The sequence below is a fragment of the Pseudomonas sp. LBUM1646 genome (assembly GCF_059716165.1).
This window is the reverse complement of sequence record NZ_CP166810.1, coordinates 5,652,169-5,676,257: the sequence shown is the minus strand read 5'-3', so window position 1 is coordinate 5,676,257 and position 24,089 is coordinate 5,652,169. Positions and strand designations below refer to the sequence as shown.

Below are 24,089 nucleotides of genomic sequence, written 5' to 3'. Positions count from 1 at the left end.
GTTGCACATGGAATCCGCAGTAGAAAAATCCACGACCACCACACTCAGCGCTCAATTGAAGCGCGGGCTGATGGAAGTCGATGTCGATGAATCCTCCATCGAACCCCACTCGTTGTTCGGGTTCGCCGAACGCCGTAATCCTAAACGGGCGTTCCTGTTCGTGTCCCGCGTCCTGGGCCGACATATTCCTGTGCGTCCTTCGATCATGCAGGCCAGTTACGAAAGCCTGGCGGCCAAGATACCCGCTGACTTGCCCGGCCCGGTACTGGTGATCGGCATGGCCGAGACGGCCGTCGGCCTGGGTGCCGGTGTGCATCGCGCCTACAGCAAGACCCGCCCGGACACCGTTTACATGGTCAGCACGCGCCATCCGGTCGGCACCGAGCTGTTCACCCGTTTTGAAGAAGAACACAGCCACGCCAGCGCGCACCTGATTCACCAGCCCACCGATCTCGATGTGCGGGAAATGATGCTGAATGCGCGTTCCCTGGTGTTGGTCGACGATGAAGCCTCCACCGGCAAGACCTTCATCAATCTGCATCGCGCCCTCGTGGACGCAGGCCTGAGCAAAGTGGAGCGGGTCGTGACCTGCGTGCTCACCGATTGGTCCCGTGGCGCGGTGCGCAACGTTCTGGGCGAGACGGCCACTCAGGTTTCCCTGTTACAGGGCGCTTATCGCTTCTCCGAAGATCAGAACGCACCGCCGCCTGAAATGCCGGATGTTGGCGCCGTTGCCGTAGGCGAATGGCCGCTCGACCCGCGTAACGATTGGGGCCGTCTGGGCGTGCGTCATGTCGAGGACACATTGGCCCCGCATATTCAGGTCAAGCCGGGCGAGCGCGTGATGGTCGTCGGCACCAGCGAGTTCGTGTGGCGTCCGTTTCTGTTGGCCGAACGTCTTGAGCGAGCCGGGGCTGACGTTCATTTCAGCTCCACCAGCCGCTCGCCGATTGCCTTGGGCCATGAAATCGGGCACGCCTTGTCGTTCTCCGATAACTACGGTCTGGGCATTCCGAACTTTCTCTATAACGTGCGTCCGGGGCAGTTCGACCGTGTGTTGATCTGTACCGAAACGCCTGCGCAAGCGGTTCCCCAGTCGCTGATTGAGGCGCTGAATGCGGAGGTCATTGTCGATGAGCAATAAGCGTCCCCTGATACTCATCGATCTTGATGACACCCTGTTCCAGACCGCTCGCAAGATGCCACAAGGCGCTGAACGACATACCGCGACGCTGGATGTCGATGGTCAGCCGAACGGCTACATGAGCGCCGTGCAGAAAAACTTTGTCGAATGGTTACTGGCATCGGCCGATGTCGTGCCGGTCACGGCGCGCAGCGTCGAAGCTTACAGCCGCGTGCAATTACCCTTCGTCGCAGGCGCTGTGTGCTCACACGGTGGCGTGATCCTCCAGCCCGATGGCTCGCTGGATCGCGATTGGCACGGGCAGATGACCGACGCGCTGGCGGCGTATCAGGACCGTCTTCCGGCCCTGAGTGCGGCGACCCTGGCCATCGGCGAGGAAATGGGCTTTTCCCTGCGCGGATGGGTGGTGGAAGAACAAGGCCTGTTGAATTACGTCGTGACCAAGCACAACGAGTCGGACGATTCGGTGCTGCAAAAGGTTTTGGCCGAGGTTCAGGCTCGTGGCCTGCTGGACGACATGCATATCCACGGCAACGGCAACAACCTGGCTTTCCTGCCGCACGGCTTGTCCAAGCGTCTGGCGGTTCAAGAACTGCTGCGCCGCGACCGCGCCGCCAATGGCGAGCGCCCGGTGCTGGGGTTTGGTGACAGCGTCACCGACCTGGGCTTCATGAACGAATGCAACTTCTGGGCGACCCCTGCCAATAGCCAATTGGCCAAAGTTGTGGAGGCGATGATCCATGGTTAATGCCTTTGCCCATCTGACCACGGTTGGCAGTGGCAGTTACGCGCCCGATGACGTGCACTTTTTGCTGCAACCCGTCGACATCGAAGTGACGGACGTTGAAGAGAAAGAGCGCCTGATCCAGACGCGGCAGAAGCATTACTCCGAGATGATCAGCCAGGAATCGGCCCCGACCGATGTCCACAAAGGGCTGTACCAGCGTGCCATGGCGCAGAACTCGGTCAGGATGGCCCGCGATGTCCAGTCCCTGGCGCTGGCGCTTGATCAGGCCTGTGACGGCCCTTCGATCGCGCTGGTTTCGTTCGTGCGAGCGGGGCTGCCTTTGGGCGTATTGCTGCGCCGCGCGCTCCTGGACCTGGGGCGTGATGCCCACCATTACGGCATCAGCATCGTTCGTGACCGGGGCATCGACATGATTGCCCTGGAAGCGGTAGTCCAGGCCCATGGCGTGGAAAACATTGTCTTTGTGGATGGCTGGACCGGTAAGGGCGCCATCTCCGGGGAGATCCAGCGCAGCCTCAAGGGCGACACACGCTTTCCCGAGCAGCCACGCCTTGTGGTCCTGGCCGACCCTTGCGGGCGCGCCTGGCTGGCGGCTTCGGCCGAAGACTGGGTGATTCCGTCCGGCATCCTCGGGGCCACGGTTTCCGGCCTGGTCTCGCGCTCCATCTGGCCGGCCAACGGTGGCCTGCATGGGTGCGTGGTCTACGACCACTTGCACGAACACGACGTCACGCGCGAATTCATCGACCAGATCGAAGCCGAGCGCCAAGCGCTTCCTGCGGTCGAAGCCGCTGCACCCTGGACCGAGGAACAGCGTAGCCAGTTGCAGTCTTCGGCACTGAGTGTCATCGACGCGATTGCCGCGCAATGGGGCATTACCAATCTGAACCGGGTCAAACCCGGCATTGCCGAGGCCACGCGTGCCGTCCTGCGCCGAGTGCCGGATCAGGTGTTGGTCCGCGATCGCAGCGATCCGGACGTGCAATTGCTGATGCACCTGACCGAACGCGCGAACGTGACGGTTGAGGAGATGGGGGCTGCCCTCGGTCCTTATCGTGCCGTGACCGTCATCCGGAGTTTGAGCTGATGAAAACACTATCGCCCTACGCCCTCGGTGCAACGCTCTACATGCCGGCCACCCGCGAGGACATTCTCGACGTGGTCTTGCACAAAAAACTACCTGAACTGCGGTCGATGGTGGTGTGCCTCGAGGATGCGGTCGCGGACATCGACGTCGAAACGGCGCTGGCCAATCTGCACAAGTTACTGCTCTCGATTGACCAACAGGGCGGCCGCTCGGCAGACGGCCCCATGCTGTTCGTGCGACCGCGTGATTCGCAGATGGCGGCGGTGCTCAATGAGTGGCCGTTGATGGTGCATGTCGACGGTTTTGTCCTGCCCAAGCTGAGCCTGTCCAATCTGCGCGCGTGGGAGTTGGCGGTGACTAACCCCGACATCTTCCTGATGCCGACCCTGGAGACCCGAGAGGTCTTCAACCCGGTGGCGATGGTCGAACTGGGCGCGGCGCTCAAGCAGACCCTGGATCACCGCATCATTGCCCTGCGCATCGGCGGCAATGATCTGCTGGGCTGCCTGGGCCTTCGGCGCAATCCGGCGACCACGCTTTACAGCACGCCCATGGGTTATGTGATTCCGATGCTGGCCGGGGTCATGGGGTCGCAAGGGTTTGCCTTGACCGCCCCGGTGTTTGAGCGTCTGGCCACGCCGCATCTGCTGCTGGAAGAACTGAGTCTGGACATTGCCCATGGCCTGGTGGGCAAAACGGCGATTCATCCCAGCCAGATCAGCAGCATTCAGGACAGCCTGCGGGTCAGTCTCGAAGATCTAAATTGTGCCAAATTGATGCTGAATGAAGTCGCGCCAGCGGTCTTCAATCACAATGACACGATGTGCGAACCAGCAACTCACTTCAAATGGGCCACAAATATCCTTGAGCGTGCCAAGTGGCATGGTGTCAGGCATGCGGAGCCGAGCCATAGCGATCAATCAATCCGTCTTGCCGAGGCGGGCCGATGACCCAGGAAATGCTTGAGATGGGCCCGGCCGGGGCCAAAGTACTGTCGGTCTTTGACTTCGACGGCACCTTGACCCGGCACGACAGCTTCGTTCCCTTTCTGAAGTTTGCGTTTGGCAAATTCGAATTTGCCAAACGCTTGCGCCTGCTCGCCGGACCGGGGGTGCGTTACCTGACGCGTCGTTTGTCGCGCGACGAGCTCAAGGCCAGGCTGATCGCCGCGTTCCTCACCGATGCCAAGGAAGAGTGGGTCCGACACAAGGCGGCAGAATTCTGCGGCCTGTACTGGACCCGCCTGATGCGTCCCGCCGGCTTGACCTCGGTGGCTGCCGAAAGACAGGCCGGCAGTGAGGTCACCCTGTGTTCAGCCTCTCCGGCATTGGTCCTGAAACCGTTTGCCGATCGCCTCAATATCAAGTTGATCGCCACCGAGCTGGAAGTCGTCGATGGGCGCCTGACCGGGCGGATATCGGGAAACAACTGCCGCTGTGAAGCGAAGGTGCAGCGACTTGAAGCGGTGTACGGAGACCTGACGCAATACCGCTTGCGCGCCTGGGGCGACACCCGCGGTGACCACGAACTTCTGGCTGCTGCGCAAGATGCGCACTGGCGACATTTCCACCCTGCATGGCGCCGAGGGCGCCTGCGGGTATCCAAGACCCTGGCTCGAGAAGCCGGCGTTGCGCCGATGGCAACTCGTCCGGTTGAGGACAGCAACGATACACCCTCGCAATTGACGACCAACAAGGAGCGTACCGATGGCCCTAACTCTGACTAAAAACCAATCAATCTCCCTGGAAAAAACCGCCGGCGGTGGCCTCACGGCGATCAGTCTTGGCCTCGGCTGGGATCCGGAGAAAGCCGGGTTCATGGGCCGGTTGATGGGTAACGGTGGTGACGTCGACCTGGATGCCTCCTGCATTCTGTTCGATGCCGACTTCAAGCCAGTGGACCTGGTGTGGTTCCGTCAACTGACGTCCCGCGACGGTTCGATCCAGCACTCGGGTGACAATCGCACCGGCGAAGGCGCCGGCGACGACGAAACCATCACGGTTGATCTGCAGCGCCTGCCGGCCACCGTCAAGTCGCTGGTGTTTACCGTGAACAGCTTCACGGGCCAGAACTTCGAGAAGATTGCCAACGCCTATTGCCGCATCGTTAACGCCAGTAACAAGACCGAACTGGCGCGTTTCAATCTCTCCGAAAAGGGTCGTCACACCGGCGTGGTCATGGCCAGTCTGGTTCGCGAGAACGGCGGTTGGGAATTCAAGGCAATTGGTCAGGTGACCAATGGCCGCACCGCTGACGACCTGGTCAACCTGGCGGTTCAGGCGGTGCGTGCATGACCACCCTGGTTCCTGGCGGGAACGCGCCGGTAACCACCGGCCAGGTGCGGATCGATATCAGCTACTCGGCCATCCCGGGTGCCGATATCGACGTGTCTGCATTCGTCCTGGGGGCCGCGGGTAAAGTCCGCGGCGACACCGATATGTGCTTCTACGGCCAGACCAATGTGCTGGGCGGAACGGTACAGATGACCGAGTCGTCTGCCGGTCGTGCGGTCTTCACCCTTGATTTGTCGCGCCTGGACGCGGTGGTCGAGAAGGTGGCGCTGACGGCGACGATCTACGAGAACAAAGCCAGCTTCGACCGTGTATCCCATCTCGCGCTGACCGTCACCGGCGGTATCGAGGCGCAGATACCGACCAGCGGAATGAAAGAAACCGCACTGATCCTCGGCGAGTTTTATCGCCGCCAGGGCGAATGGAAATTCCGTTGTGTCGCTCAGGGTTTTGCCGGTGGCCTTGAGCCTTTGGCCAAGTACTTCGGTGTCGAAATTGCCGCGCCTGCCCCGGCTCCAGCGGCCGCACCTGCACCGGTGGCGGCACCTGCCGCGCCAGTGCCGGCGGCGCCGCCGAAGTCTTCGGTCAGCCTGAGCAAAATCACCCTCGACAAGACCCGCTCCTCGATCAGCCTGGAGAAAACCGCCGAAGGCTTTGGCGAGATCAAGGTCAACCTCAACTGGAACAAAGGCAAGGGCGGCGGTTTCTTCTCGCGCAACAACGCCATCGACCTCGACGTGGGTTGCCTTTACGAGTTGCAGGATGGCTCCAAAGGGGTGGTCCAGGCACTGGGCAACAGCTTCGGCGATCTCGACTACGACCCTTACATCCGGTTGATGGGCGATGACCGTACCGGCGCCGTCAGCGATGGCGAATGGCTGCACATCAACGGCCGGCATTGGGGTGATATCCGCCGCGTGCTGGTGTTTGCCTTCATCTACGAAGGTGCGCCGAACTGGCGTGAGACCGATGGCGTCGTGACTATTTATGTCCCGGGTCAGCCACCGATCGAAGTTCGCCTGAATGAAGAAGGCGGTCGCCTTGGCATGTGTGCAATCGCCCTGCTTGAGAATGTGGGCGGCGGCGTCAAGGTCAGTCGACGCGTCGATTTCCACAAAGGCCATTCGGTCATGGACAAGGCTTACGGTTGGGGCATGCGCTGGTCGGCAGGTTCCAAGTAATTATTTGAAACGGCGGGCCGGTCCGGTCCGCCCTAGAGGTGAACAACATGTTGTCATGGTTGAAAACAAACGCGGCACTTGCCCGCGAGAAGCTGACCACCGAAGTGGCCAAGTTCAAGAACAAAGAGTTCATGGAAGCGGTTGCCAACAGCTGCGCCATGGTCGCCGCGGCCGACGGTGAAGTCAGCTCGGCTGAAAAAATGAAAATGACCGGGTTCATCAACAACTCGCCCGAGCTGAAAGTGTTCAACCTGACCGACGTCATCAAGGTCTTCAACGACGCGTGCGGCAAGTTCGAATTCGACTTCCAGATCGGTCAGGCCGAAGCCCTGAAAAACATCAGCAAGATCAAGGGCAAGGACGGCGCAGGTCGCCTGCTGGTCCGTGTTGCCTGTGCCATCGGCGCGTCGGACGGTAATTTCGACGAAAAAGAAAAAGCCGTTTGCCGCCTGATCTGCCTCGAGCTGGGTTTACCCCCGGCTGACTTTGAACTGTAAGGAACAACAACTGTGGAAGTTACTCACCTGGGTTTCCCCCCGCTGACCATCGCTGTATTCGTAGCGCTGGCGCTCGGCGCGATGATCCTCGACATGTTCACCCATCGCGGTGACCAGCCGATCAGCCTCGCCAAAGCGTCGGCCTGGTCTGTGTTCTGGATTCTCATCTCGTTCGGCTTCGCAGGGTTCCTGTACTACGAACATGGTCCGGATGTCGCCACCCTGTTCATCACCGGCTATGCGCTGGAAAAAGTCCTGAGCGTGGACAACCTGTTCGTGTTCATGGCGATCTTCGCCTGGTTCAAGGTGCCGAATGGCCTGCGCCACCGCGTCCTGTACTGGGGCATCATCGGCGCGATCGTTTTCCGCCTGATCTTCGTGGCCATCGGTACCGGCCTGCTGGCGCTGGGTCCTTGGGTCGAAGTGGTGTTTGCCCTGATCGTGGCCTGGACAGCGGTCATGATGCTGCGCGGCGGCGGTGACGACGAAGAGGAAGAAGATTACTCCACGCACATGGCTTATCGCTTCGCGAAGAAGCTGTTCCCTGTTTGGCCGAAACTGCATGGTCACGACTTCTTCGTCCGTCGCAAGACGCTGGAAGCCGAACTGACCAAGCCGGAAAACAAAGGCATGTCGCTGGCGGCCAAGGGCGGTCTGTTCGCCACGCCGCTGTTCCTGTGCCTGGTGGTCATGGAAGTGTCCGACGTGTTGTTTGCCTTCGACTCCGTCCCGGCCGTCATCGCCGTCAGCCGCGAACCGCTGATCGTGTTCTCGGCCATGCTCTTCGCCATCCTCGGCCTGCGGACCATGTACTTTGTTCTGGAAGCGCTGAAACGCTACCTGGTGCACCTGGAAAAAGCCGTTATCGCGCTGCTCTTCTTCATCGCGGTAAAGCTGGGCCTGAATGCGACTGATCACCTGTTCCATCACGGCTACAACATCGATCCGAACACTAGCCTGATCATCGTTGTCGTAGTGCTGGCCATCGGTATTTTCGCCAGCGTGATCTTCCCCGAAAAGGAAGTTGCCCCGGCTGACAATCAGTAATTCAAAACGCATTAACCACAAGGAGCTGTACTCATGGCACTGACTCTTCAAAAAGGCGGCAATCTGTCCCTATCGAAGACCGATCCTTCTCTGACCAAGATTCTGGTCGGTCTGGGTTGGGATCCTCGCGCAACTGACGGCACGGAGTTTGACCTGGACGCAAGCGCGTTCCTGCTGGGTGCCAACGGCAAAGTACGTGGTGACGCCGACTTCATTTTCTACAACCAGCTCAAAAGCGCTGACGGTTCCATCGAGCACAAAGGTGATAACCGCACCGGTGCTGGCGATGGCGACGACGAAGTACTGACAATCGACTTGAGCCGCGTTCCGGCCGATATCGACAAGATCGCATTCACCGTCACCATCCACGACGCTGATGCGCGCAAGCAAAACTTCGGTCAGGTCGGCGGCTCGTTCATTCGTGTTGTCAACGAAAGCAGCGGTGCCGAGATCGTTCGTTACGACCTCGCAGAAGACGCTTCCACCGAAACCGCGATGATCTTCGCCGAGCTGTATCGCAACAACGGCGAGTGGAAATTCCGTGCTGTTGGTTCGGGCTATGCCGGTGGCTTGAAGGCGCTGGCCAACTCGTACGGTATGAACTTCTAAACCCCTCGGTCTATTGAATAAGGAAACTAACCATGGCTGTAAGTCTTTCCAAAGGCGGCAACGTATCCCTGTCCAAAGAAGCACCGGGTCTGACCGAAGTGCTCGTGGGCCTGGGCTGGGATCCTCGCGTCACTGACGGCACCGAGTTCGACCTCGATGCGTCGATTTTCGTCGTGGGCGAAAACGGCAAAGTGCTCGACGACAACAGCTTCATTTTCTACAACAACAAAAAGTCGACTGACGGCTCCGTCGAACACATGGGCGACAACCGCTCCGGTACCGGCGAAGGCGACGATGAGCAAGTGACGGTCAAACTGACCTCCCTGGCTCCGCTGGTGAAGAAGTTGGTATTCGCGGTCACCATCCACGACTCCGATGCACGCAAACAGAACTTCGGCCAGGTTTCCAACGGCTACATTCGCGTTGTGAACAAGGCTGACGGTAAAGAACTGGCACGTTTCGACCTGAGCGAAGACGCTTCCACCGAAACCGCCATGATCTTTGGCGAGCTGTATCGCAGCGGTGAAGAGTTCAAGTTCAAGGCGATCGGCCAAGGTTTCGCTGGCGGCCTGAAGCCTCTGGCTGAAGCCCACGGCGTCAGCATCGGCTAACCCTTTCGGGTTAAAAAGAGCCCCGCTTTCGAGCGGGGCTTTTTCTTGCGTGTCGATCTCGTTCAAAAATTCGCGGGGTCGGGTTTTGACTAATGGAAAAAGGATTCAGGGATATGAGAAATCGGGCTTTTTTGGCAACCGCTGCAATGATGTTGTTGGCAGGGTGTGGCGCGTATAACGAGTTCAAACTGAACAATGCGGTTCAGGAATACAAAGAAACCTGCTTTGGCAACTACACCAATGAGTGCGAAAGTAAGTTGGTCGACACCAACATCATCATGCTGGAAGTCATGAAGACAAAGGTCGGGGCCCAGAAGGACGAGATGTTGAAGGCCTTCGGCGATGAGGGGTACGCGCTGTACGTGGACGTCAGCGAGAAGGTCCTCGATCGCGCCATCGAGCAGCAGGAAAGCATGCGCCCCGGCTGGTTTGCACGCTGGTTCCTGGGCGATGGCCAGCCATTCTCCAGTTCCAGAAACATGTTGATCGGCTATGAAGATGCTCAAGCGATTCGCGATGCCGTTCTCAAGAAATTTGTCGCCGAGGCCAAATCCAAAGGGATAGCGCCACGGCTTGCCGCCCCTGCACCCGCGCCAGTCGTCCAGGCCCCGGCGCCCGTGCCGACACCGGCTGCACCTCCACAGGCAGTCCCCGCGCCAGTCGCCGGGTCCCTGGACTCCGCTATTTCCAGCGCCATTAACGTTGCCACTCGTGAAGAGGGCGGCGACGAATACCCTGAAGGTCGCAAAATCCTTCGTGCCGACCTCAATGGCGACGGCCAGGACGATGCCTTGGTGATCTACACCATCGAAGGGCAGGGGGGTGGCAATGGATCGTTTTCGTCCCTGGGCATTTTCTATTCGAACAACGGCGACTTCGATTTCAAGGGCAGCGCTGTGGTCAACGGCGCAGTCACCGACCTGCAGGTGCTCGATGACAAAACCATCAGCGTCAGCTCACTTGAAGTGGGGCCGGAGGATGCCCGTTGCTGCCCGACACTGGAGTCGAAACAAAAATACCGTTGGGATGGCAATCGCCTCGAAGAACTGCGCGAAACTCCGCTTAAACAGGGCTAACGAATCTCTCCCGCAGCGCGAGGCAATGCGCTGCGGGAGAGGGCGAAATCAGGATTAAAAGATAATGCCTTTGGATTTCGCGTCCTTCAGCCACTGCGGGAATTCTTCCATCAGCTTGTCGTACAGCTGCTCTTCGCTGATGTCGTGCAGGTCATCCAGGGCGAAGAAACCACAGTTGTCGACGACCCGGCCGGTCATGGTGTCGAGCTTTTCCAGAATGCCGTAGTTACGGCCGCCGATGCCGACGAATTGCCAGAAGATCGGCAGCTTGGCCGCTTCGATCATCAGCTTCTTGATCGCACCACTGGCCGACACGCCGCCGTCACTGATGAACAGGATGTAGATCGGCGTGGTGTCCCGGGAATTCTTGTAGAAATCGATCACTTTCTTGATGGCTTTGGGCTCGTCGTTGTAGCGAGCGCCCAACGCCCAATCCTGCCAGCCGCCGCGGTCGGTGTTGATGAAGTCTTTGTGATTGGCCAGTGACACGGCCGACAGCTGCTGCGTTTCGGCGCCAAAGGCCCAGCAGTCGAGGGTGCCGTCGTCGTCGAAGTGCAGCGCCAGCGGCAGCAACCGATTGACCACTTCCTGGACGCGGCCGGTGGTGTATTGGTTATTCATGGAACCGGAGGCGTCCAGCACCAGGCCGACCCGCGCTTTAACGTCGGTGAGCTTGGCTTTCTCAAGGCTGATCTGGGCTTTCTTCGCCAGGCTGATCAGGTGCGGAGCGGCGTCGCCGATCTTCTTCTCAAGGGAGATTACTTTTGATGCGGGAGCGGGGATCGGCGCTGGAGCGGGCGCCGGTTCGTCAGCGACATCCCCGCCGAAATGTTTCACCAGCGCATCCAGGCCGGCGTTGAACCCTTGCAGGTTGGACGACAGGCGCCATTCGCCTGACTTGCGATAGAGTTCGACGACCATGATGGCTTTTTCGTCGGCGAAGGTTGCGCCCGAGAAAGGGCATTGCGCCAATACTTCGCCGGACAGGCTCTTGATGCTGAAGCTGCTGGCCTGGATGTCGCGCATCGCGCCGGCACCGTCGATCGACGTGGTGAACACCAGGCGATCAATGCTGGTGGGTAGTTTCGAAAGGTCGAGGGTGAAATCACCGCCGTTGGCCATGCTCACGCTGTTGCAAGGCGTCGTCGGCTGGTTGAAAAACACCATGTAGCGATCATCGGAAAGCTTGCCCTGTGCATCGATGCCGAAGCACACGAAGTCCAGCACGTGGGGCGACTGAACGTTGATCGAGAGGATAAGTTGCGTGCCCTGCATGAGGCTGGACAAGGGTAACCGTTGTCCTTGGCTGATTTGCATGTTGCGTCCTTGTAATGGGTGCGCCGTGGTGATGGCAGTCATTGGAAGTGCGGGGATTATGCGGGAGTAGACGCGCGATTTGGCGGGAAGTTTAACTGCGCAGGCGGATCTACGAGCGACCCCGATTGTCTCGGCGACCGAGCCACGCTACCCTTCGCGCCGCTGGGCATGTCGACTTTCAAACAGGGAAAAACAATATGGACATTAAGCACTTCTATCCTTCGGTGCGTCGCTTGATACAGATGGAAGCGATCATCCTGCTTCTGGCTGCACCGTTTTTTGCCCATGCGGAGATTACCGACGACGAGGTGACCGCCAATTGCCTGAAGATCAGTGAGTACTCCGCCGTAGGCGGGAAGTATTACAAGCTCAAACAATATGCCAAGGCTCGGGAGCAGTATGAGCGGCAGGCCGGCTGGTCTGAGAGTTGCGGGTTGGACGAAGAAAAACTGGCGATGGCCTACAACAACGTTGCGCTCACCTACATTCATGAAGGTAACTACCTGAAGGCCCGGGCGTGGCTGAGTATTCTTCCAAACGACAAAAAATCGATCTTCAACCTTGGCAAGATCAGTGGCGATATTAAGAATTCGCTGGGGAAACTGTCGAGTAAGCCAGAAGGGCAGTATTGGCAATATGCCGGGGCTTCGCTATGGAGCGCCATGACGATCAAGCCACAGGGCAAGAAATACCAAGTTGCTTTCCAAGGTTCTTACGCTGGGATGATGGCGATGTATTACGGGCCCAATATCGGTGAGTTTTCAACGGTATTAGCGTTTGATAACGGCAAGGCGCACTACGCCATGAGTGGGGAAGATGGCGACTGTGAATACGACTTCGACATAAAAAAGGATGTGCTCACGGTCAATCGCACGGCAGGTGAGTCATGCGGTTTTGGCCACAATGTGGGTGCTGAAGGCACTTATCACAGGGTTGAGCTGTAGTTTTTAAAAGAGGGAAAGCCCCGAAAAACTCGGGGCTGACTCCAAGGGACCGTAAACCTAAGCCTTCCAGCCCGCTCCACTGACCGCCGCCTGCGCCAGTGGATGCAAGTCTTCCCCGTGATGTTCCGTCTGCCAGGCCAGCAACTCCATGCGCATGCCGGGCGTCCAGTACATCTGCAGATGATTACGCACGCCGAGCACGGCCAGTTGCTCGTCCGGTTCGCTGGCGAAGTACTGGGCGATCTGATTGACCATTTTGATCAGGTTGGCAGTGCTCATCGGCGCACCTCCGCTTTAGCGCCACGTGCCTGGCGGCGATCCTTGAGCAAACGGTCCTGCTCGTCACTGAATGCCTGATAGCGTTTTTGCCACTCCGAAGGGTGGTAGACGCGGCTGACCTCCACGGCGGTGACCTTGTACTCCGGACAGTTGGTGGCCCAGTCGGAGTTGTCGGTGGTGATCACGTTGGCCCCCGATTCCGGGAAGTGGAAGGTGGTGTACACCACGCCCGGGGCGACCCGTTCGGTGACCCGCGCACGCAGAACGGTCTGGCCGGCGCGGCTGCCGATGCCGACCCAGTCGCCTTCGTTGATGCCACGGCTCTCGGCGTCGGTCGGGTGGATTTCCAAGCGATCTTCATCGTGCCAGGCGACATTCTCGGTGCGCCGAGTCTGGGCGCCGACGTTGTACTGGCTGAGGATGCGCCCGGTGGTCAGCAGCAGCGGATAGCGATTGTTGACCTTTTCCTCGGTGGGCACGTAGCCAGTGAGCATGAAACGGCCCTTGCCGCGCACGAACTCCTCGATGTGCATGGTCGGCGTGCCGTCCGGTGCCGCGGCGTTGCACGGCCATTGCAGGCTGCCGTGGCGGTCCAGTTCGGCGTAGCTGACGTTGGTGAAGGTCGGCGTCAGGCTGGCGATTTCATCCATGATTTCCGACGGGTGCTGGTAGTGCATCGGATAGCCCAGCGCATTGGCCAGGGCCACGGTGCCTTCCCAGTCAGCCTTACCACCCAAGGGTTCCATCACCTTGCGCACCCGCGAAATGCGGCGCTCAGCGTTGGTGAACGTGCCGTCCTTTTCCAAGAACGAACTGCCCGGCAGGAACACATGGGCGAACCTGGCGGTTTCGTTGAGGAAAATATCCTGCACCACTATGCATTCCATGGCCGACAGCGCCGCAGTCACGTGCTGGGTATTCGGATCGCTTTGGGCAATGTCTTCGCCCTGGCAATACAAACCTTTGAAGCTACCGCTCAGAGCAGCCTCGAACATATTCGGAATACGCAGGCCCGGATCAGGTTGCAGGGTGACGTTCCACGCCTGCTCGAACTGCGCCCGCACCACTTCGTTGGAGATGTGCCGGTAGCCAGGCAACTCGTGGGGGAAGGAACCCATGTCGCAGGAGCCCTGAACGTTGTTCTGCCCCCGCAGCGGGTTCACGCCCACGCCTTCGCGGCCAATGTTGCCGGTGGCCATGGCCAGGTTGGCGATGCCCATGACCGCCGTGCTGCCCTGACTGTGCTCGGTGACGCCCAGGCCGTAATAGATCGCCGCGTTGCCGGCGCTGGCATACAGACGGGCGGCGGCGCGGATGTCGGCCGGCGCTACGCCGCAGATCTCGCCAAGCACTTCCGGCGAGTTTTCCGCGCGGCTGACCTGATCGCTCCAACGGGAGAAATCGCTGCCCTCGCAACGGGCGTCGATAAAGGCCTGATCGAGCAAACCTTCGGTGACGATCACATGGGCCAGCGCGTTGAGCATGGCGACGTTGGTGCCCGGACGCAGGGCCAAATGCAGTTCGGCGCGGGCATGCACCGAGTCCACCAGATCAATGCGGCGCGGGTCGATGACGATCAGCCGCGCGCCTTCACGCAAGCGGCGTTTGAGTTGTGAGGCGAACACCGGGTGCGCGTCGCTGGGGTTGGCACCCATCACCAGGATCACGTCGGCCTGCATCACCGAGTCGAAGCTCTGGGTCCCGGCAGACTCGCCCAGGGTTTGTTTCAGGCCATAGCCGGTCGGCGAGTGGCAGACCCGCGCACAGGTGTCGACGTTGTTGTTGCCGAACGCGGCGCGCACCAGTTTTTGTACGAGGTAGGTTTCTTCGTTGGTGCAGCGACTGGAGGTGATGCCACCAATCGAGTCACGGCCGTACTTTTGCTGCAAGCGGCGGAATTCACTGGCGGCGTAAGTCACCGCTTCATCCCAGCTGACTTCTTGCCACGGGTCGTTGATGTGGCTGCGGATCATCGGTTTGGTGATGCGATCCGGGTGAGTCGCGTAGCCCCAGGCAAAGCGTCCTTTGACGCAGGAATGGCCGTGGTTGGCCTGGCCGTTCTTGTCCGGAACCATGCGCACCAGTTTGTCGCCCTTCATCTCGGCGCGGAACGAACAGCCCACACCGCAATAGGCGCACGTGGTGATCACGCTGCGTTCAGGCTGGCCCAGTTCGACCACGCTTTTTTCTATCAGGGTCGCGGTCGGGCAGGCTTGCACACAGGCGCCGCAGGACACGCATTCCGAGTCGAGGAAGTTCTCGCCACCGGCAGCGGAAACACGGGATTCGAAGCCGCGCCCGGTGATGGTCAGGGCAAACGTGCCCTGAGTTTCTTCACAGGCGCGCACGCAGCGGTTGCAGACGATGCACTTGCTCGGGTCGTAGTCGAAATACGGGTTGGAAGTGTCTTTTACGTCAGCCAGATGGTTCTCACCTTCATAACCGTAACGCACTTCCCGCAGGCCGACCTGGCCGGCCACGGTTTGCAGCTCGCAATTGCCGTTGGCCGAGCAGGTCAGGCAATCCAGCGGGTGATCGGAGATGTACAACTCCATGACGTTGCGCCGCAGCGTCGCAAGCTTCGGCGTCTGCGTGTGCACGCTCATGCCTTCAGTGACCGGCGTGGTGCAAGACGCCGGGTAGCCGCGCATGCCATCGATCTCCACCAGGCACATGCGACAGGAACCGAACGCTTCGAGGCTGTCGGTGGCGCACAGTTTCGGAATGGTGGTGCCCAGCAGCGCGGCGGCGCGCATCACCGAAGTGCCTTCGGGCACGCTGATGCTGCGGCCGTCGATGTTCAGGGTCACCTGCACGTCGCTGTCGCGGGCCGGTGTTCCAAGGTCGATATCGGTGTTCGGGTCGAAGAGATTGATCATTGGTCGGCCTCCGAAGATTGCAGACCGAAGTCGGCGGGGAAGTGCTTGAGGGCGCTGACGACCGGAAAGGGCGCCATGCCGCCCAAGGCGCAGAGCGAACCGTATTGCATCGTGTCGCACAGGTCCTTGAGGATGATCGCCTGTTCATCGCGACCGTTCTGGTCCGGCGCGGCCAGCATTCGGTCGATGACCTCAACGCCGCGCGTCGAACCGATACGGCACGGCGTGCATTTACCACAGGATTCCTCGGCGCAGAATTGCAAGGCGAAACGCGCCATTTGGGCCATATCGAGGCTGTCGTCCGCCACCACCACGCCGCCGTGACCGAGCATCGCGCCGATGCCGGCGAAGGCTTCGTAATCCAGCGGCGTGTCGAAATCCGCGGGCGGCACCCAAGCGCCGAGTGGCCCGCCAACCTGCGCGGCTTTCAGCGGCCGGCCACTGGCGGTGCCGCCGCCGTAGTCTTCCACCAATTCGCGCAGGGTCAGGCCAAAGGCTCGCTCCACCAAGCCGCCGTGACGAATATTGCCCGCCAGTTGGAAAGGCATCGTGCCGAGGGAACGGCCCATGCCGTAATCGCGATAGAACTGCGCGCCCTTGGCCAGAATCAGCGGCACCGAGGCCAGGGTCAGCACGTTGTGCACCAGCGTCGGCAAACCGAACAACCCCTTCAACGCCGGGATCGGCGGCTTGGCGCGGACAACCCCGCGCTTGCCTTCAAGCGAATCCAGCAGCGCGGTTTCTTCACCGCAGATATAAGCGCCAGCACCGACCCGCACTTCCATATCAAAGGCCAAACCGCTGCCGCCGACATTGGCGCCGAGGTAACCGTTGGCCCGGGCTATTTCCAGCGCCTCGCGTAAAGTCGCGACGGCTTGTGGATATTCCGAGCGCACATAGATGTAGCCGTAACTGGCGCCGACGGTGATGCCGGCAATGGCCATGCCTTCGATCAGCAGGAAGGGGTCGCCTTCCATCAACATGCGGTCGGCAAAGGTGCCGGAGTCGCCTTCGTCGGCGTTGCACACAATGTACTTCTGCGCAGCCTCAGTGGCGCGCACCGTGCGCCATTTGATCCCGGCCGGAAACGCCGCGCCGCCTCGGCCACGCAGCCCTGAATCGAACACCGCCGTTGCGGTCTCATCGCCGCCAATGGCGACAGCCCTTTTCAAACCCTCGAAACCGCCGTGGGCCCGGTAATCGTCCAGCGACAACGGCCGGGTGATGCCGGCGCGGGCGAACAGCAAGCGTTGTTGGGTCCTCAGATAAGGCAATTCTTCCACCAGGCCCAAGGCCAGTGGATGAGCGGATGGCTTCCCCTGCAACGCATCGAGCACGGAAGGCACATCGGCAGCGGTCAACGGACCGAAGCCGATCCGGCCTTGCGGAGTGTCCACTTCAAGCAGCGGTTCCAGCCAGTACAGGCCGCGAGAACTGGTGCGTTGCAGGTCCTGACCGGCAAGGGCCAACGCCACCTCATCAGCACCGACGGCGCGGGCCAGAGAATCACTTGGCAGATAGAGGCTCATACGTCCTCCCGGCAAGCATCAAGCAGCGCATCCAGACGCTCGGCACTCAGCCGCGCATGCACCTGACCATCCAGCTCCAGCGCCGGCGAACAGGCACAGGCGCCGAGGCAATACACCGGACGCAAACTGATATTGCCGTCGGCACTGCTGCCGTGATCATCCAGTTGCAGCCGTTCACGCAACTGCGCGGCGAGCTGCTCAGATCCACGACTCTTGCACGATTCGGCGCGGCACAGACGCAAGATATGGCGGGCTGGCGGTGCGGTGCGGAAGTCATGGTAAAAACTGATCACCCCGCGAATCTCGGCCTGACTCTGGTTGAGGGCGTGGGCAATCTCGGGAATGGCGACATCGGGGATATAACCGATACCCTCCTGAATCTCATGGAGGATCGGCAACAGTGCACCCGCAGAGCCTTTATGGCGCTCCAACAGGCTGTTGACCATCGGCAGGTGCAACAACATCTCATCAGGCATACAGCATTCCTCACGGTCACGGACACACCAGAAGGTCGTCGGTTGTCCGAAAGTGTCGGCTGCGGCGTTCACACCACGTCACGGTATCGTGGCATTTTCAGGCCGTTGGCCAGGCACCCTGAGCGGGCATCTTGTTGGGCCCGGTGCGATCTTTGTCGCACCTCTTCAGGGCATAAATTGCAGCTTGCCACGCCGGCATTGATTCAACGGTACAAAAGCGACGTGCTCGGTTCTTTCCACGACCACCCGTTAAGTCTAGAAGAGCACTGATGAAGGCGCGCACTGTCTGAAATGTTTTGTGGCAGAAGCGGTGGGCACCCACCCACTACAGTGTGCAGGAATGGGTCTGTCCCCCTTTGCTGTTAGTGGACGACAAGAAGGCAAAATAGTAGCGTCGCGCCACTTTCTTCATCTATGTAACGGACTACACATGCTCACTGTCGCTCCAGCCTCGCGCCTGTACTGCGCGATCACTTTCACCGTCGTGATGACCCCGGCGCTTGCCGACTGGGACTGGGAAGAAACCCCGGAATACGCCTGGAAGACCTACCTCTCCGATTGCCAGCAATTACAACGGGCAGTGACCGATGTGCAGAACGGGAGCAAGACGGCCAAGGATGTCTTGCCTTCTATCGAGAGTTATCTGCGAACCATTACCGTACATCGCAAGAACCTCGCCCAGCCAAGCCTCGGCACCCCCGATTACGCCCGCTGTGAAAGCGTCATCCCCCGAGTGAAAGACATAGCGGCCAAGGGCAGTGCTGAAAACGACGAGGCGCTGGATCAGCATTTCCGGCAAGCCCAGACCGATCATCTGAACTCCCCGGAATACAAGCGCGCTCGCACTCTGGGCTTCAGCGACGTCGGCGAGATCGGGGCTCTCGACCAGCACGCTGAGCTGGATGGCGAAGCGAATCTGAAGACCTTGATGATCAAAGTCGATGCTGGCTGCGGCAGCCATTTCCGCGCCGCGCAATACGTCAAACCCTATGTGATCTACACCGCTCATCGATGGGATGGCAACTGCGCCGTCTATAAGCGCGTCGCAGTGCTGGGCGGTGCAACGGTGGAGCGAGGCGACAAAATTGATGAGGACGGGATTTTTCAGTACGTGGGGTGGAAGACATTGAACGGAGCGGATGGATTTCCCATCGACATTCGAGTCGTAAAGGCGCTGAAGTAACCCGACGGGATTTTTCTTCAAAAGGAGGATGGACAGATGATCGACTTCAACAACAAAGGCTTCTTCAAACTCAAGCAAAACGAAGAATACGCCCAACGCGTAGCCGACCTTTTGCTCGACGGCGAACACGTCATCGACGCCTACAAATCCATGCGCGACGGCGTGGTCTTCACCAACAAACGCATCATCGCCGTCAACGTCCAGGGCATCACCGGCAGCAAAAAAGACTTCACCTCGCTGCCCTACAAAAACATCGTCGCGTACTCGGTGGAAACCTCCGGCACCTTCGACCTGGATTCAGAACTGGAGATCTACTTCTCGTCGCTGGGCAAAGTGAAATTCGAATTCACCGGCAGAACATCAATGGTAGAAATCTCAAAACTAATCTCCCAACACGTCCTCTGACCCGAATACGAAAAAGCCCCGAAAACTCGGGGCTAAACGCTCACTCAGGAAAACCACAACCCCTGTAGGAGCAAAGCTTGCTCGCGATAACGGTGAACCAGTCGCCACCTACTCAACTGACACAACCCCATCACAAACAACCACTAACCCTCAGCCTTCGCCCCCGCCCGCTTAGGCGGCACAGTGTTAGGCCGATCCCGCGTCAAAACCTTCACCGCATCATCCACCAACGCCTTACTCAACGACGTCAAATAGTGCGCAGCCCAGGCGTGACGGTCGGTATCCCTGTCGTAGGCAGCCTCTTTGGTCAGCGACTTAGCCAGAAACAGAAAGTCAGAAGCCATGGACAACGCATCGCCAAGCGGCACATCGCGAGTGACGTGGAACAGGGGTTGGTCTGAGCAGTAAATGGCCGGGGTCAGGCCGATGGTTTTGAGTTCGGGTTGATCAGTCATTGGGCATCTCCGGTGATGGAGAGGCTGTGGGGCAGGGGGGAAGCGTTACGCGATTGGGTGTTGCGTAGAGGGGACAGCCAGATTTTGTACGGATTGATGCTGCGCATTGCAAAAGCTCCTTAATTTGAAGAGCCGCCACAATTCGTTACCAAGCGAATGGGTGGCAGCTGTGCGCAGGTTGGTAAACCGGGAAATCAAGGAAACCGGCACGTCCGAAGACGTCCCACGCACAGCCGCCATAACGCAGATTACAGGCGAAAAAAAAGCGCCTGCGAACGCATGGCACTGTTGCGCAGTGATTTACCTCGGGTTACCAAGCCCGGTCGCTGAATTGGCAGCGACGGTGGGAGATTATCGTGCAGATCCTTTTCCTGCAACCTCCGAAGCGTGGGTGATTATCCAGTCAGTCCCTGTGGAATTTGGGTCTGAAACGCATTGAAACAGGTCAGTACCATTTGTCTTGGGTTACATATTTGCGCTTCGGGTCGATGAAAATTTACCTCATAATCGCGCGCTCCCACCGTTGGTAGCTCTGCTTCTCGACTAATCTGTAGTCGTTGCAACCCGACCTTAAACAGCCAAGGAGAAAGGCAATGCCAGATAACTGGAACCAGCGTCAGTCGGCTGCATCTGCCAAGGATGCTCTAGAACGTTTGCTGGCCCCATCTGATTTGCCTGCGACCCTATGAGCCAAGCCGCCTTAGTCAATCCAAGCCTGCTCACATGGTCTCGTGAGCGCGCTGGTCTCTCCACTGAGCAGGTTGCTAAAAAGCTGCCAGTGAAACCTGATCGAGTAGAGGAATGGGAGGCTGGCGAGACCAAGCCAACATTCCTTCAGGCTCAGAAGTGGGCGAGCCTCGCTCACATCCCGTTCGGCTTCCTGTTTCTTAAGCAGCCGCCCGTCGAACAATTGCCTTTACCTGATCTTCGGACCGTCGGTGGGATTGCGCCTCAACGTCCCAGCCTGGAATTGTTGGACACCGTCAGGGATTCCATGCGTAAGCAGGACTGGTACCTGGAGTATCTGCAACACCAGGAGCATCAACGGCTGGCATTTGTAGGTCGCTTTAATAGCCGATCTCAAGTCGCAGAGGTGGTGGGCGATATCCGCCGGATCCTCGGTGTGAACCCAGACGTTGCTCGATTGGATTATGACAAGTACAGCCGTGCCTTGATCGAAGCTGCTGAGGCGGCTGGAATTTTGGTGATGCGCAGCGGCATTGCGCTAGGGAATACTCATCGCAAACTTGAAGTTAGTGAGTTCCGTGGTTTTGCCATCAGCAATGTCTTCGCACCTGTAGTGTTTATCAATAGTTCCGATGCTCCCACTGCCAGACTTTTTACCTTAATTCATGAACTGGCACATATTTGGATTGGTAGCAGTGGGGTATCTGACGGAAATACCGCAAATGGTCGAGACGAGGAACGATTCTGCAATGCGGTTGCCGGTGAATTTCTGGCTCCCGAAGCCCAATTCTGCGCCTTTTGGAACGCAGATATTAACTGGGAAGACAACTTAGCTCCGCTAGCCTCTCGGTTTCACATCAGTAAATTAGCTATTGGTCGCCGCGCATTTGATCTGGGTTATATAACCCAAGCACAGTACAGCGCTTACTATCGAATGATTCTCAAGGCTTTCCAGGATGACAAAGGTGGAGCGGGTGACTATTACCGTAACGCCACCGCGAAAAACAGCCCTCGTCTAAGCAAGGCAGTGCTGACTGAAGCAATGAGTGGCCGGATGCTGCTACGCGAGGCGGGAAATTTGCTCGGCGTGCAACCTGCTAAATTAAGGACTCTCGCCAGTAAGATTTCGGAATGAATCATTTACTAGACGCCAACACGCTGATCGAAGCAAAGAACCGTTATTACGGGATGGCTATCTGTCCTGGATTTTGGCAATGGTTATTACTTAAAAATAAAGCATTGGCTTTAGCCAGTATTGCACCTGTAATGGATGAGCTAACAAAAGGGAATGACGATTTGGCGGGTTGGGCGAAGGGCAATTCCGATTTTTTCCACTCCACCACTGATCAGGATACGCAACTGGCGTTCATGCAGGTTGCGGGGCTTGTGGCTGATCAAGCGCATAAGATGAAAGTAGGCGCAATGGAAGAGTTTTTAGCAGGTGCTGACCCATGGTTAATTGCGAAAGCGATAACTACAGGAGCTACAGTCGTTACTCATGAAGTGCTAAATCTCGATGCTAAACGAAAATTCATCATTCCCAATATTTGTAAGGCGCTGAACGTTCCTTTTTTGAATACGTTTGAATTGTTGCATCGGCTAGAGGCGAGGTTCGTGTTGTCTGCTTGAAGTAAGTATCTTGCTAAAATCTGTGGGGTTTGTATTTTTTTTAGCTGAGTGGTCTGTGTGCTTTTAGGAAATAAATATGTCCCCTTTTCTACTGCGGACAGCGAGGGGCGATTTATCTAAATATTAAGTGTTATTTTTTAATTGGGAAGCGCCTTCGATGGCATCTAATAAGAATCAACATTTTGTGCCTCGCTGTTACCTAAAACCCTTCACGGTTGGTGGCACAAATACAGCGATAAATTTATATAACATTGATCGGAATCGATTCATTGGGGGGCGCCGGTAAAAAGTCAGTGTTCTGGGGATTACTTTTACGGACAGGATGCTCAACTGGAGGCCGCTATACAATTGGTCGAAAGCGCTTATGGGAATGTGCTTAGGAAAATTCTGCAGCCTGATTGCTCTCTGATACATGATAATTGCGATGTGCTGAGAGTATTCTGGATGTTGCAGCATTTGAGAACAGAAGCAGCATCCAAGAGGTCTGTCGAAATGGCGGATGACACTCTTGAAGTGCTAGGGCCGTCAGCTTCTGGTTTTGGCCTCAAAATTAAAGAAGCTGTTCAGATCGCAATGCATGCTTTCGCGGAGTCGATGTGGATAGTTTCTGATTTAAAGGTTTGCCTTGTCAAAAATACTTCAAACATTCCTTTTGTAACTTCTGATGATCCTGCAATTCTTACGAGCCGTTGGTATTTGGATAGCAAGAAAACTCTGGGTATGGCCTTTGGTATGCGAGACGCAGGCGCAATTCTATTGCTCCCACTATCTCCAAAAATTTACTGTATTTGCTATGACCCAGACATTTATAGTGTATCTACAAATAAAGGGTGGGTTACTACGCGCTTAAGGTCTGATGTTGAAGCTTTAAATGAATTTCAGTTACTCAATTGTCGTGCAAATCTTTTCGTCGGGGATGAGAGCTTCGCAAAAGGGGTGCATGACTTCGTATTGAGGTTTCAGGAGCGTCGACCTCATACAAGGCACCAAATAAACTATGCCGTCTTTGATGGCGTGGAGAATGGTGTTCATAAGCGTTACAAAGTCGTAGATAAGTCAGAATTCGGTGCTCATCAAGATGGCATAATGCATTACCAAACAGTGCACCCTAGACCAGTTGCATGGCCAAGGTTTTTACTGCGAAAAAACAAGGGTGTTGCCTACTACAATGATACGGGTGTTGGGTATGTTCGGAGCGCACATGCAAAAGAAACTGATTTGCGTCCTTTTCGAAAGGTCAAAGCTTATGGTTAGTGCTGCTTTATGCTGAAGGGAAAAGGGAATAGATTTATTTTCGGAAAATAGATCTGTTCCCTTTTATCATCCTTAAAAGGGCCTACTCACAGTAAAGCGCACGGCGAACGGTTCGTACTGTTTTGGCCACAGTGTGAGGGCTGAACAGAGTCGGGTTCTAGCTGATTTCGGAAAATCCCCGAAGCTTCGCAAGCACGCGAAACCCAACATAGTCCGATGGGTGTTTATAACGGCGTCGGTAGTAGCAATCCCAGTAACTAATCATGCGTGCATGCGTCGTTTGAAAGTACGCCTGATTGTCTCGAATGAAACGGCCGTAAAGCGCCGGATCGAGCATCGGCAGATGCGCTTCAACGGTTTCAAGAATCTGGATAACGTACTCGCCCGTCAGTTGAACCACGAACGGCACAACCCACGGTTCGCGCACCAAGAGAATCCGTTCCAGATGACGTTGACGCACATGGCCATCGTGGTGACGTGTCAGAAGACACGAGTACAAAATGCTCTGTGTTTCAGTCAACTGGTCAAAAGCGTCCTCATCACCCAGGGGATAAATCCGGTAGGGAATGACCAATTCCTCCTCACCGACTCTGACCTCTACGAACCGATGCATGTCCACCCGCGCTTGGCGGAGTTGGCCCACAATCCGGTCGAGAGCCTCAGCCTCTTGTTTAAGAAAAGACGGGAAAGCCTTGCTAATAGCGCCAGACGAATCGGGTAGAGGAGGGCAAATCGACATGCGATGGTCTCGGATGTTTAAG

At 57.6% G+C, this 24,089-nt stretch carries 24 protein-coding genes and 1 pseudogene; 18 read left to right on the top strand and 7 right to left on the bottom strand.

Annotation, left to right across the window (positions count from 1 at the left end; all coding sequences use genetic code 11):
* Positions 1–7: 7 nt before the first annotated feature.
* The 12 genes from ACA071_RS25780 (at position 8) to ACA071_RS25725 (ending at position 10,291) form a co-directional block, all read left to right on the top strand.
* The gene (locus ACA071_RS25780) at positions 8–1,144 is read left to right on the top strand and encodes a phosphoribosyltransferase domain-containing protein (RefSeq protein WP_497641695.1); all 1,137 of its coding nucleotides are present in this window, start codon (positions 8–10) and stop codon (positions 1,142–1,144) included.
* The gene (locus ACA071_RS25775) at positions 1,134–1,892 is read left to right on the top strand and encodes an HAD family hydrolase (RefSeq protein ID WP_497641694.1); all 759 of its coding nucleotides are present in this window, start codon (positions 1,134–1,136) and stop codon (positions 1,890–1,892) included. Before ACA071_RS25780 ends, ACA071_RS25775 begins: the two co-directional genes overlap by 11 nt.
* Positions 1,885–2,979 (top strand): cysteine protease StiP domain-containing protein, encoded by a 1,095-nt coding sequence (locus tag ACA071_RS25770; RefSeq protein WP_497641693.1) that lies wholly within the window; start codon positions 1,885–1,887, stop codon positions 2,977–2,979. The genes ACA071_RS25775 and ACA071_RS25770 overlap by 8 nt, the downstream gene beginning before the upstream one ends.
* Complete coding sequence (locus ACA071_RS25765) at positions 2,979–3,929, top strand: HpcH/HpaI aldolase/citrate lyase family protein (RefSeq protein WP_497641692.1); 951 nt, start codon at positions 2,979–2,981, stop codon at positions 3,927–3,929. Before ACA071_RS25770 ends, ACA071_RS25765 begins: the two co-directional genes overlap by 1 nt.
* On the top strand, positions 3,926–4,705 hold the full coding sequence (locus ACA071_RS25760) for an HAD-IB family hydrolase (RefSeq protein ID WP_497641691.1): 780 nt from the start codon (positions 3,926–3,928) through the stop codon (positions 4,703–4,705). The genes ACA071_RS25765 and ACA071_RS25760 overlap by 4 nt, the downstream gene beginning before the upstream one ends.
* Complete coding sequence (locus ACA071_RS25755) at positions 4,686–5,273, top strand: TerD family protein (protein WP_497641690.1); 588 nt, start codon at positions 4,686–4,688, stop codon at positions 5,271–5,273. The genes ACA071_RS25760 and ACA071_RS25755 overlap by 20 nt, the downstream gene beginning before the upstream one ends.
* Positions 5,270–6,451, top strand: coding sequence for a TerD family protein (locus ACA071_RS25750; RefSeq protein WP_497641689.1), 1,182 nt, complete (start codon positions 5,270–5,272; stop codon positions 6,449–6,451). The genes ACA071_RS25755 and ACA071_RS25750 overlap by 4 nt, the downstream gene beginning before the upstream one ends.
* Positions 6,452–6,498: 47 nt before the next feature.
* On the top strand, positions 6,499–6,948 hold the full coding sequence (locus ACA071_RS25745) for a tellurite resistance TerB family protein (protein ID WP_497641688.1): 450 nt from the start codon (positions 6,499–6,501) through the stop codon (positions 6,946–6,948).
* A 12-nt stretch (positions 6,949–6,960) separates the two neighbouring features.
* Entirely contained in the window at positions 6,961–7,995 is a 1,035-nt protein-coding gene (locus tag ACA071_RS25740; RefSeq protein ID WP_497641687.1) for a TerC/Alx family metal homeostasis membrane protein, read from the top strand.
* A gap of 33 nt (positions 7,996–8,028) precedes the next feature.
* The gene (locus tag ACA071_RS25735) at positions 8,029–8,604 is read left to right on the top strand and encodes a TerD family protein (RefSeq protein WP_497641686.1); all 576 of its coding nucleotides are present in this window, start codon (positions 8,029–8,031) and stop codon (positions 8,602–8,604) included.
* Positions 8,605–8,636: 32 nt separating this feature from the next.
* On the top strand, positions 8,637–9,215 hold the full coding sequence (locus tag ACA071_RS25730) for a TerD family protein (RefSeq protein ID WP_497641685.1): 579 nt from the start codon (positions 8,637–8,639) through the stop codon (positions 9,213–9,215).
* A gap of 113 nt (positions 9,216–9,328) precedes the next feature.
* The gene (locus ACA071_RS25725; RefSeq protein ID WP_497641684.1) at positions 9,329–10,291 is read left to right on the top strand and encodes a hypothetical protein; all 963 of its coding nucleotides are present in this window, start codon (positions 9,329–9,331) and stop codon (positions 10,289–10,291) included.
* 54 nt (positions 10,292–10,345) lie between these two features.
* On the opposite strand, the gene ACA071_RS25720 is transcribed toward ACA071_RS25725, so the two are convergent.
* Entirely contained in the window at positions 10,346–11,608 is a 1,263-nt protein-coding gene (locus ACA071_RS25720; RefSeq protein ID WP_497641683.1) for a VWA domain-containing protein, read from the bottom strand.
* 197 nt (positions 11,609–11,805) lie between these two features.
* On the opposite strand from ACA071_RS25720, the gene ACA071_RS25715 reads away from it, so the two are divergent.
* Positions 11,806–12,552 (top strand): tetratricopeptide repeat protein, encoded by a 747-nt coding sequence (locus ACA071_RS25715; protein ID WP_497641682.1) that lies wholly within the window; start codon positions 11,806–11,808, stop codon positions 12,550–12,552.
* 57 nt (positions 12,553–12,609) lie between these two features.
* On the opposite strand, the gene ACA071_RS25710 is transcribed toward ACA071_RS25715, so the two are convergent.
* The 4 genes from ACA071_RS25710 to ACA071_RS25695 are packed head-to-tail and all read right to left on the bottom strand — an operon-like array spanning position 12,610 to position 17,715.
* The gene (locus ACA071_RS25710; protein WP_497641681.1) at positions 12,610–12,831 is read right to left on the bottom strand and encodes a formate dehydrogenase subunit delta; all 222 of its coding nucleotides are present in this window, start codon (positions 12,829–12,831) and stop codon (positions 12,610–12,612) included.
* The gene (gene fdhF / locus ACA071_RS25705; RefSeq protein ID WP_497641680.1) at positions 12,828–15,710 is read right to left on the bottom strand and encodes a formate dehydrogenase subunit alpha; all 2,883 of its coding nucleotides are present in this window, start codon (positions 15,708–15,710) and stop codon (positions 12,828–12,830) included. Before fdhF ends, ACA071_RS25710 begins: the two co-directional genes overlap by 4 nt.
* Complete coding sequence (locus ACA071_RS25700) at positions 15,707–17,239, bottom strand: formate dehydrogenase beta subunit (protein ID WP_497641679.1); 1,533 nt, start codon at positions 17,237–17,239, stop codon at positions 15,707–15,709. The genes fdhF and ACA071_RS25700 overlap by 4 nt, the downstream gene beginning before the upstream one ends.
* Positions 17,236–17,715, bottom strand: coding sequence for a formate dehydrogenase subunit gamma (locus ACA071_RS25695; RefSeq protein ID WP_497641678.1), 480 nt, complete (start codon positions 17,713–17,715; stop codon positions 17,236–17,238). Before ACA071_RS25695 ends, ACA071_RS25700 begins: the two co-directional genes overlap by 4 nt.
* A 430-nt stretch (positions 17,716–18,145) precedes the next feature.
* On the opposite strand from ACA071_RS25695, the gene ACA071_RS25690 reads away from it, so the two are divergent.
* Both ACA071_RS25690 and ACA071_RS25685 read left to right on the top strand, forming a co-directional pair.
* A complete protein-coding gene (locus tag ACA071_RS25690; protein WP_497641677.1) occupies positions 18,146–18,898 on the top strand; it encodes a hypothetical protein in 753 nt (250 codons plus the stop codon).
* A gap of 36 nt (positions 18,899–18,934) precedes the next feature.
* Positions 18,935–19,303 (top strand): PH domain-containing protein, encoded by a 369-nt coding sequence (locus ACA071_RS25685; RefSeq protein WP_429528499.1) that lies wholly within the window; start codon positions 18,935–18,937, stop codon positions 19,301–19,303.
* 143 nt (positions 19,304–19,446) lie between these two features.
* Here ACA071_RS25685 and ACA071_RS25680 read toward each other — a convergent pair whose 3' ends face one another.
* Positions 19,447–19,758: a DUF3077 domain-containing protein gene (locus tag ACA071_RS25680; RefSeq protein WP_497641676.1), complete on the bottom strand. Its 312-nt coding sequence runs from the start codon at positions 19,756–19,758 to the stop codon at positions 19,447–19,449.
* Between the two features lie 685 nt (positions 19,759–20,443).
* Between ACA071_RS25680 and ACA071_RS25675 the strand changes: the two genes are divergently transcribed.
* The 3 genes and pseudogenes from ACA071_RS25675 to ACA071_RS25665 all read left to right on the top strand — a co-directional run bounded on the left by ACA071_RS25675 (position 20,444) and on the right by ACA071_RS25665 (position 23,328).
* Entirely contained in the window at positions 20,444–21,580 is a 1,137-nt protein-coding gene (locus tag ACA071_RS25675; protein ID WP_497641675.1) for an ImmA/IrrE family metallo-endopeptidase, read from the top strand.
* Entirely contained in the window at positions 21,577–22,074 is a 498-nt protein-coding gene (locus ACA071_RS25670) for a DUF4411 family protein (protein ID WP_497641674.1), read from the top strand. Before ACA071_RS25675 ends, ACA071_RS25670 begins: the two co-directional genes overlap by 4 nt.
* A 157-nt stretch (positions 22,075–22,231) precedes the next feature.
* A pseudogene (locus tag ACA071_RS25665) lies at positions 22,232–23,328 on the top strand (DUF4238 domain-containing protein).
* Between the two features lie 157 nt (positions 23,329–23,485).
* Here the strand turns inward: ACA071_RS25665 and ACA071_RS25660 are convergent.
* Positions 23,486–24,067: a hypothetical protein gene (locus tag ACA071_RS25660; RefSeq protein WP_497641673.1), complete on the bottom strand. Its 582-nt coding sequence runs from the start codon at positions 24,065–24,067 to the stop codon at positions 23,486–23,488.
* Between the last annotated feature and the right edge of the window lie 22 nt (positions 24,068–24,089).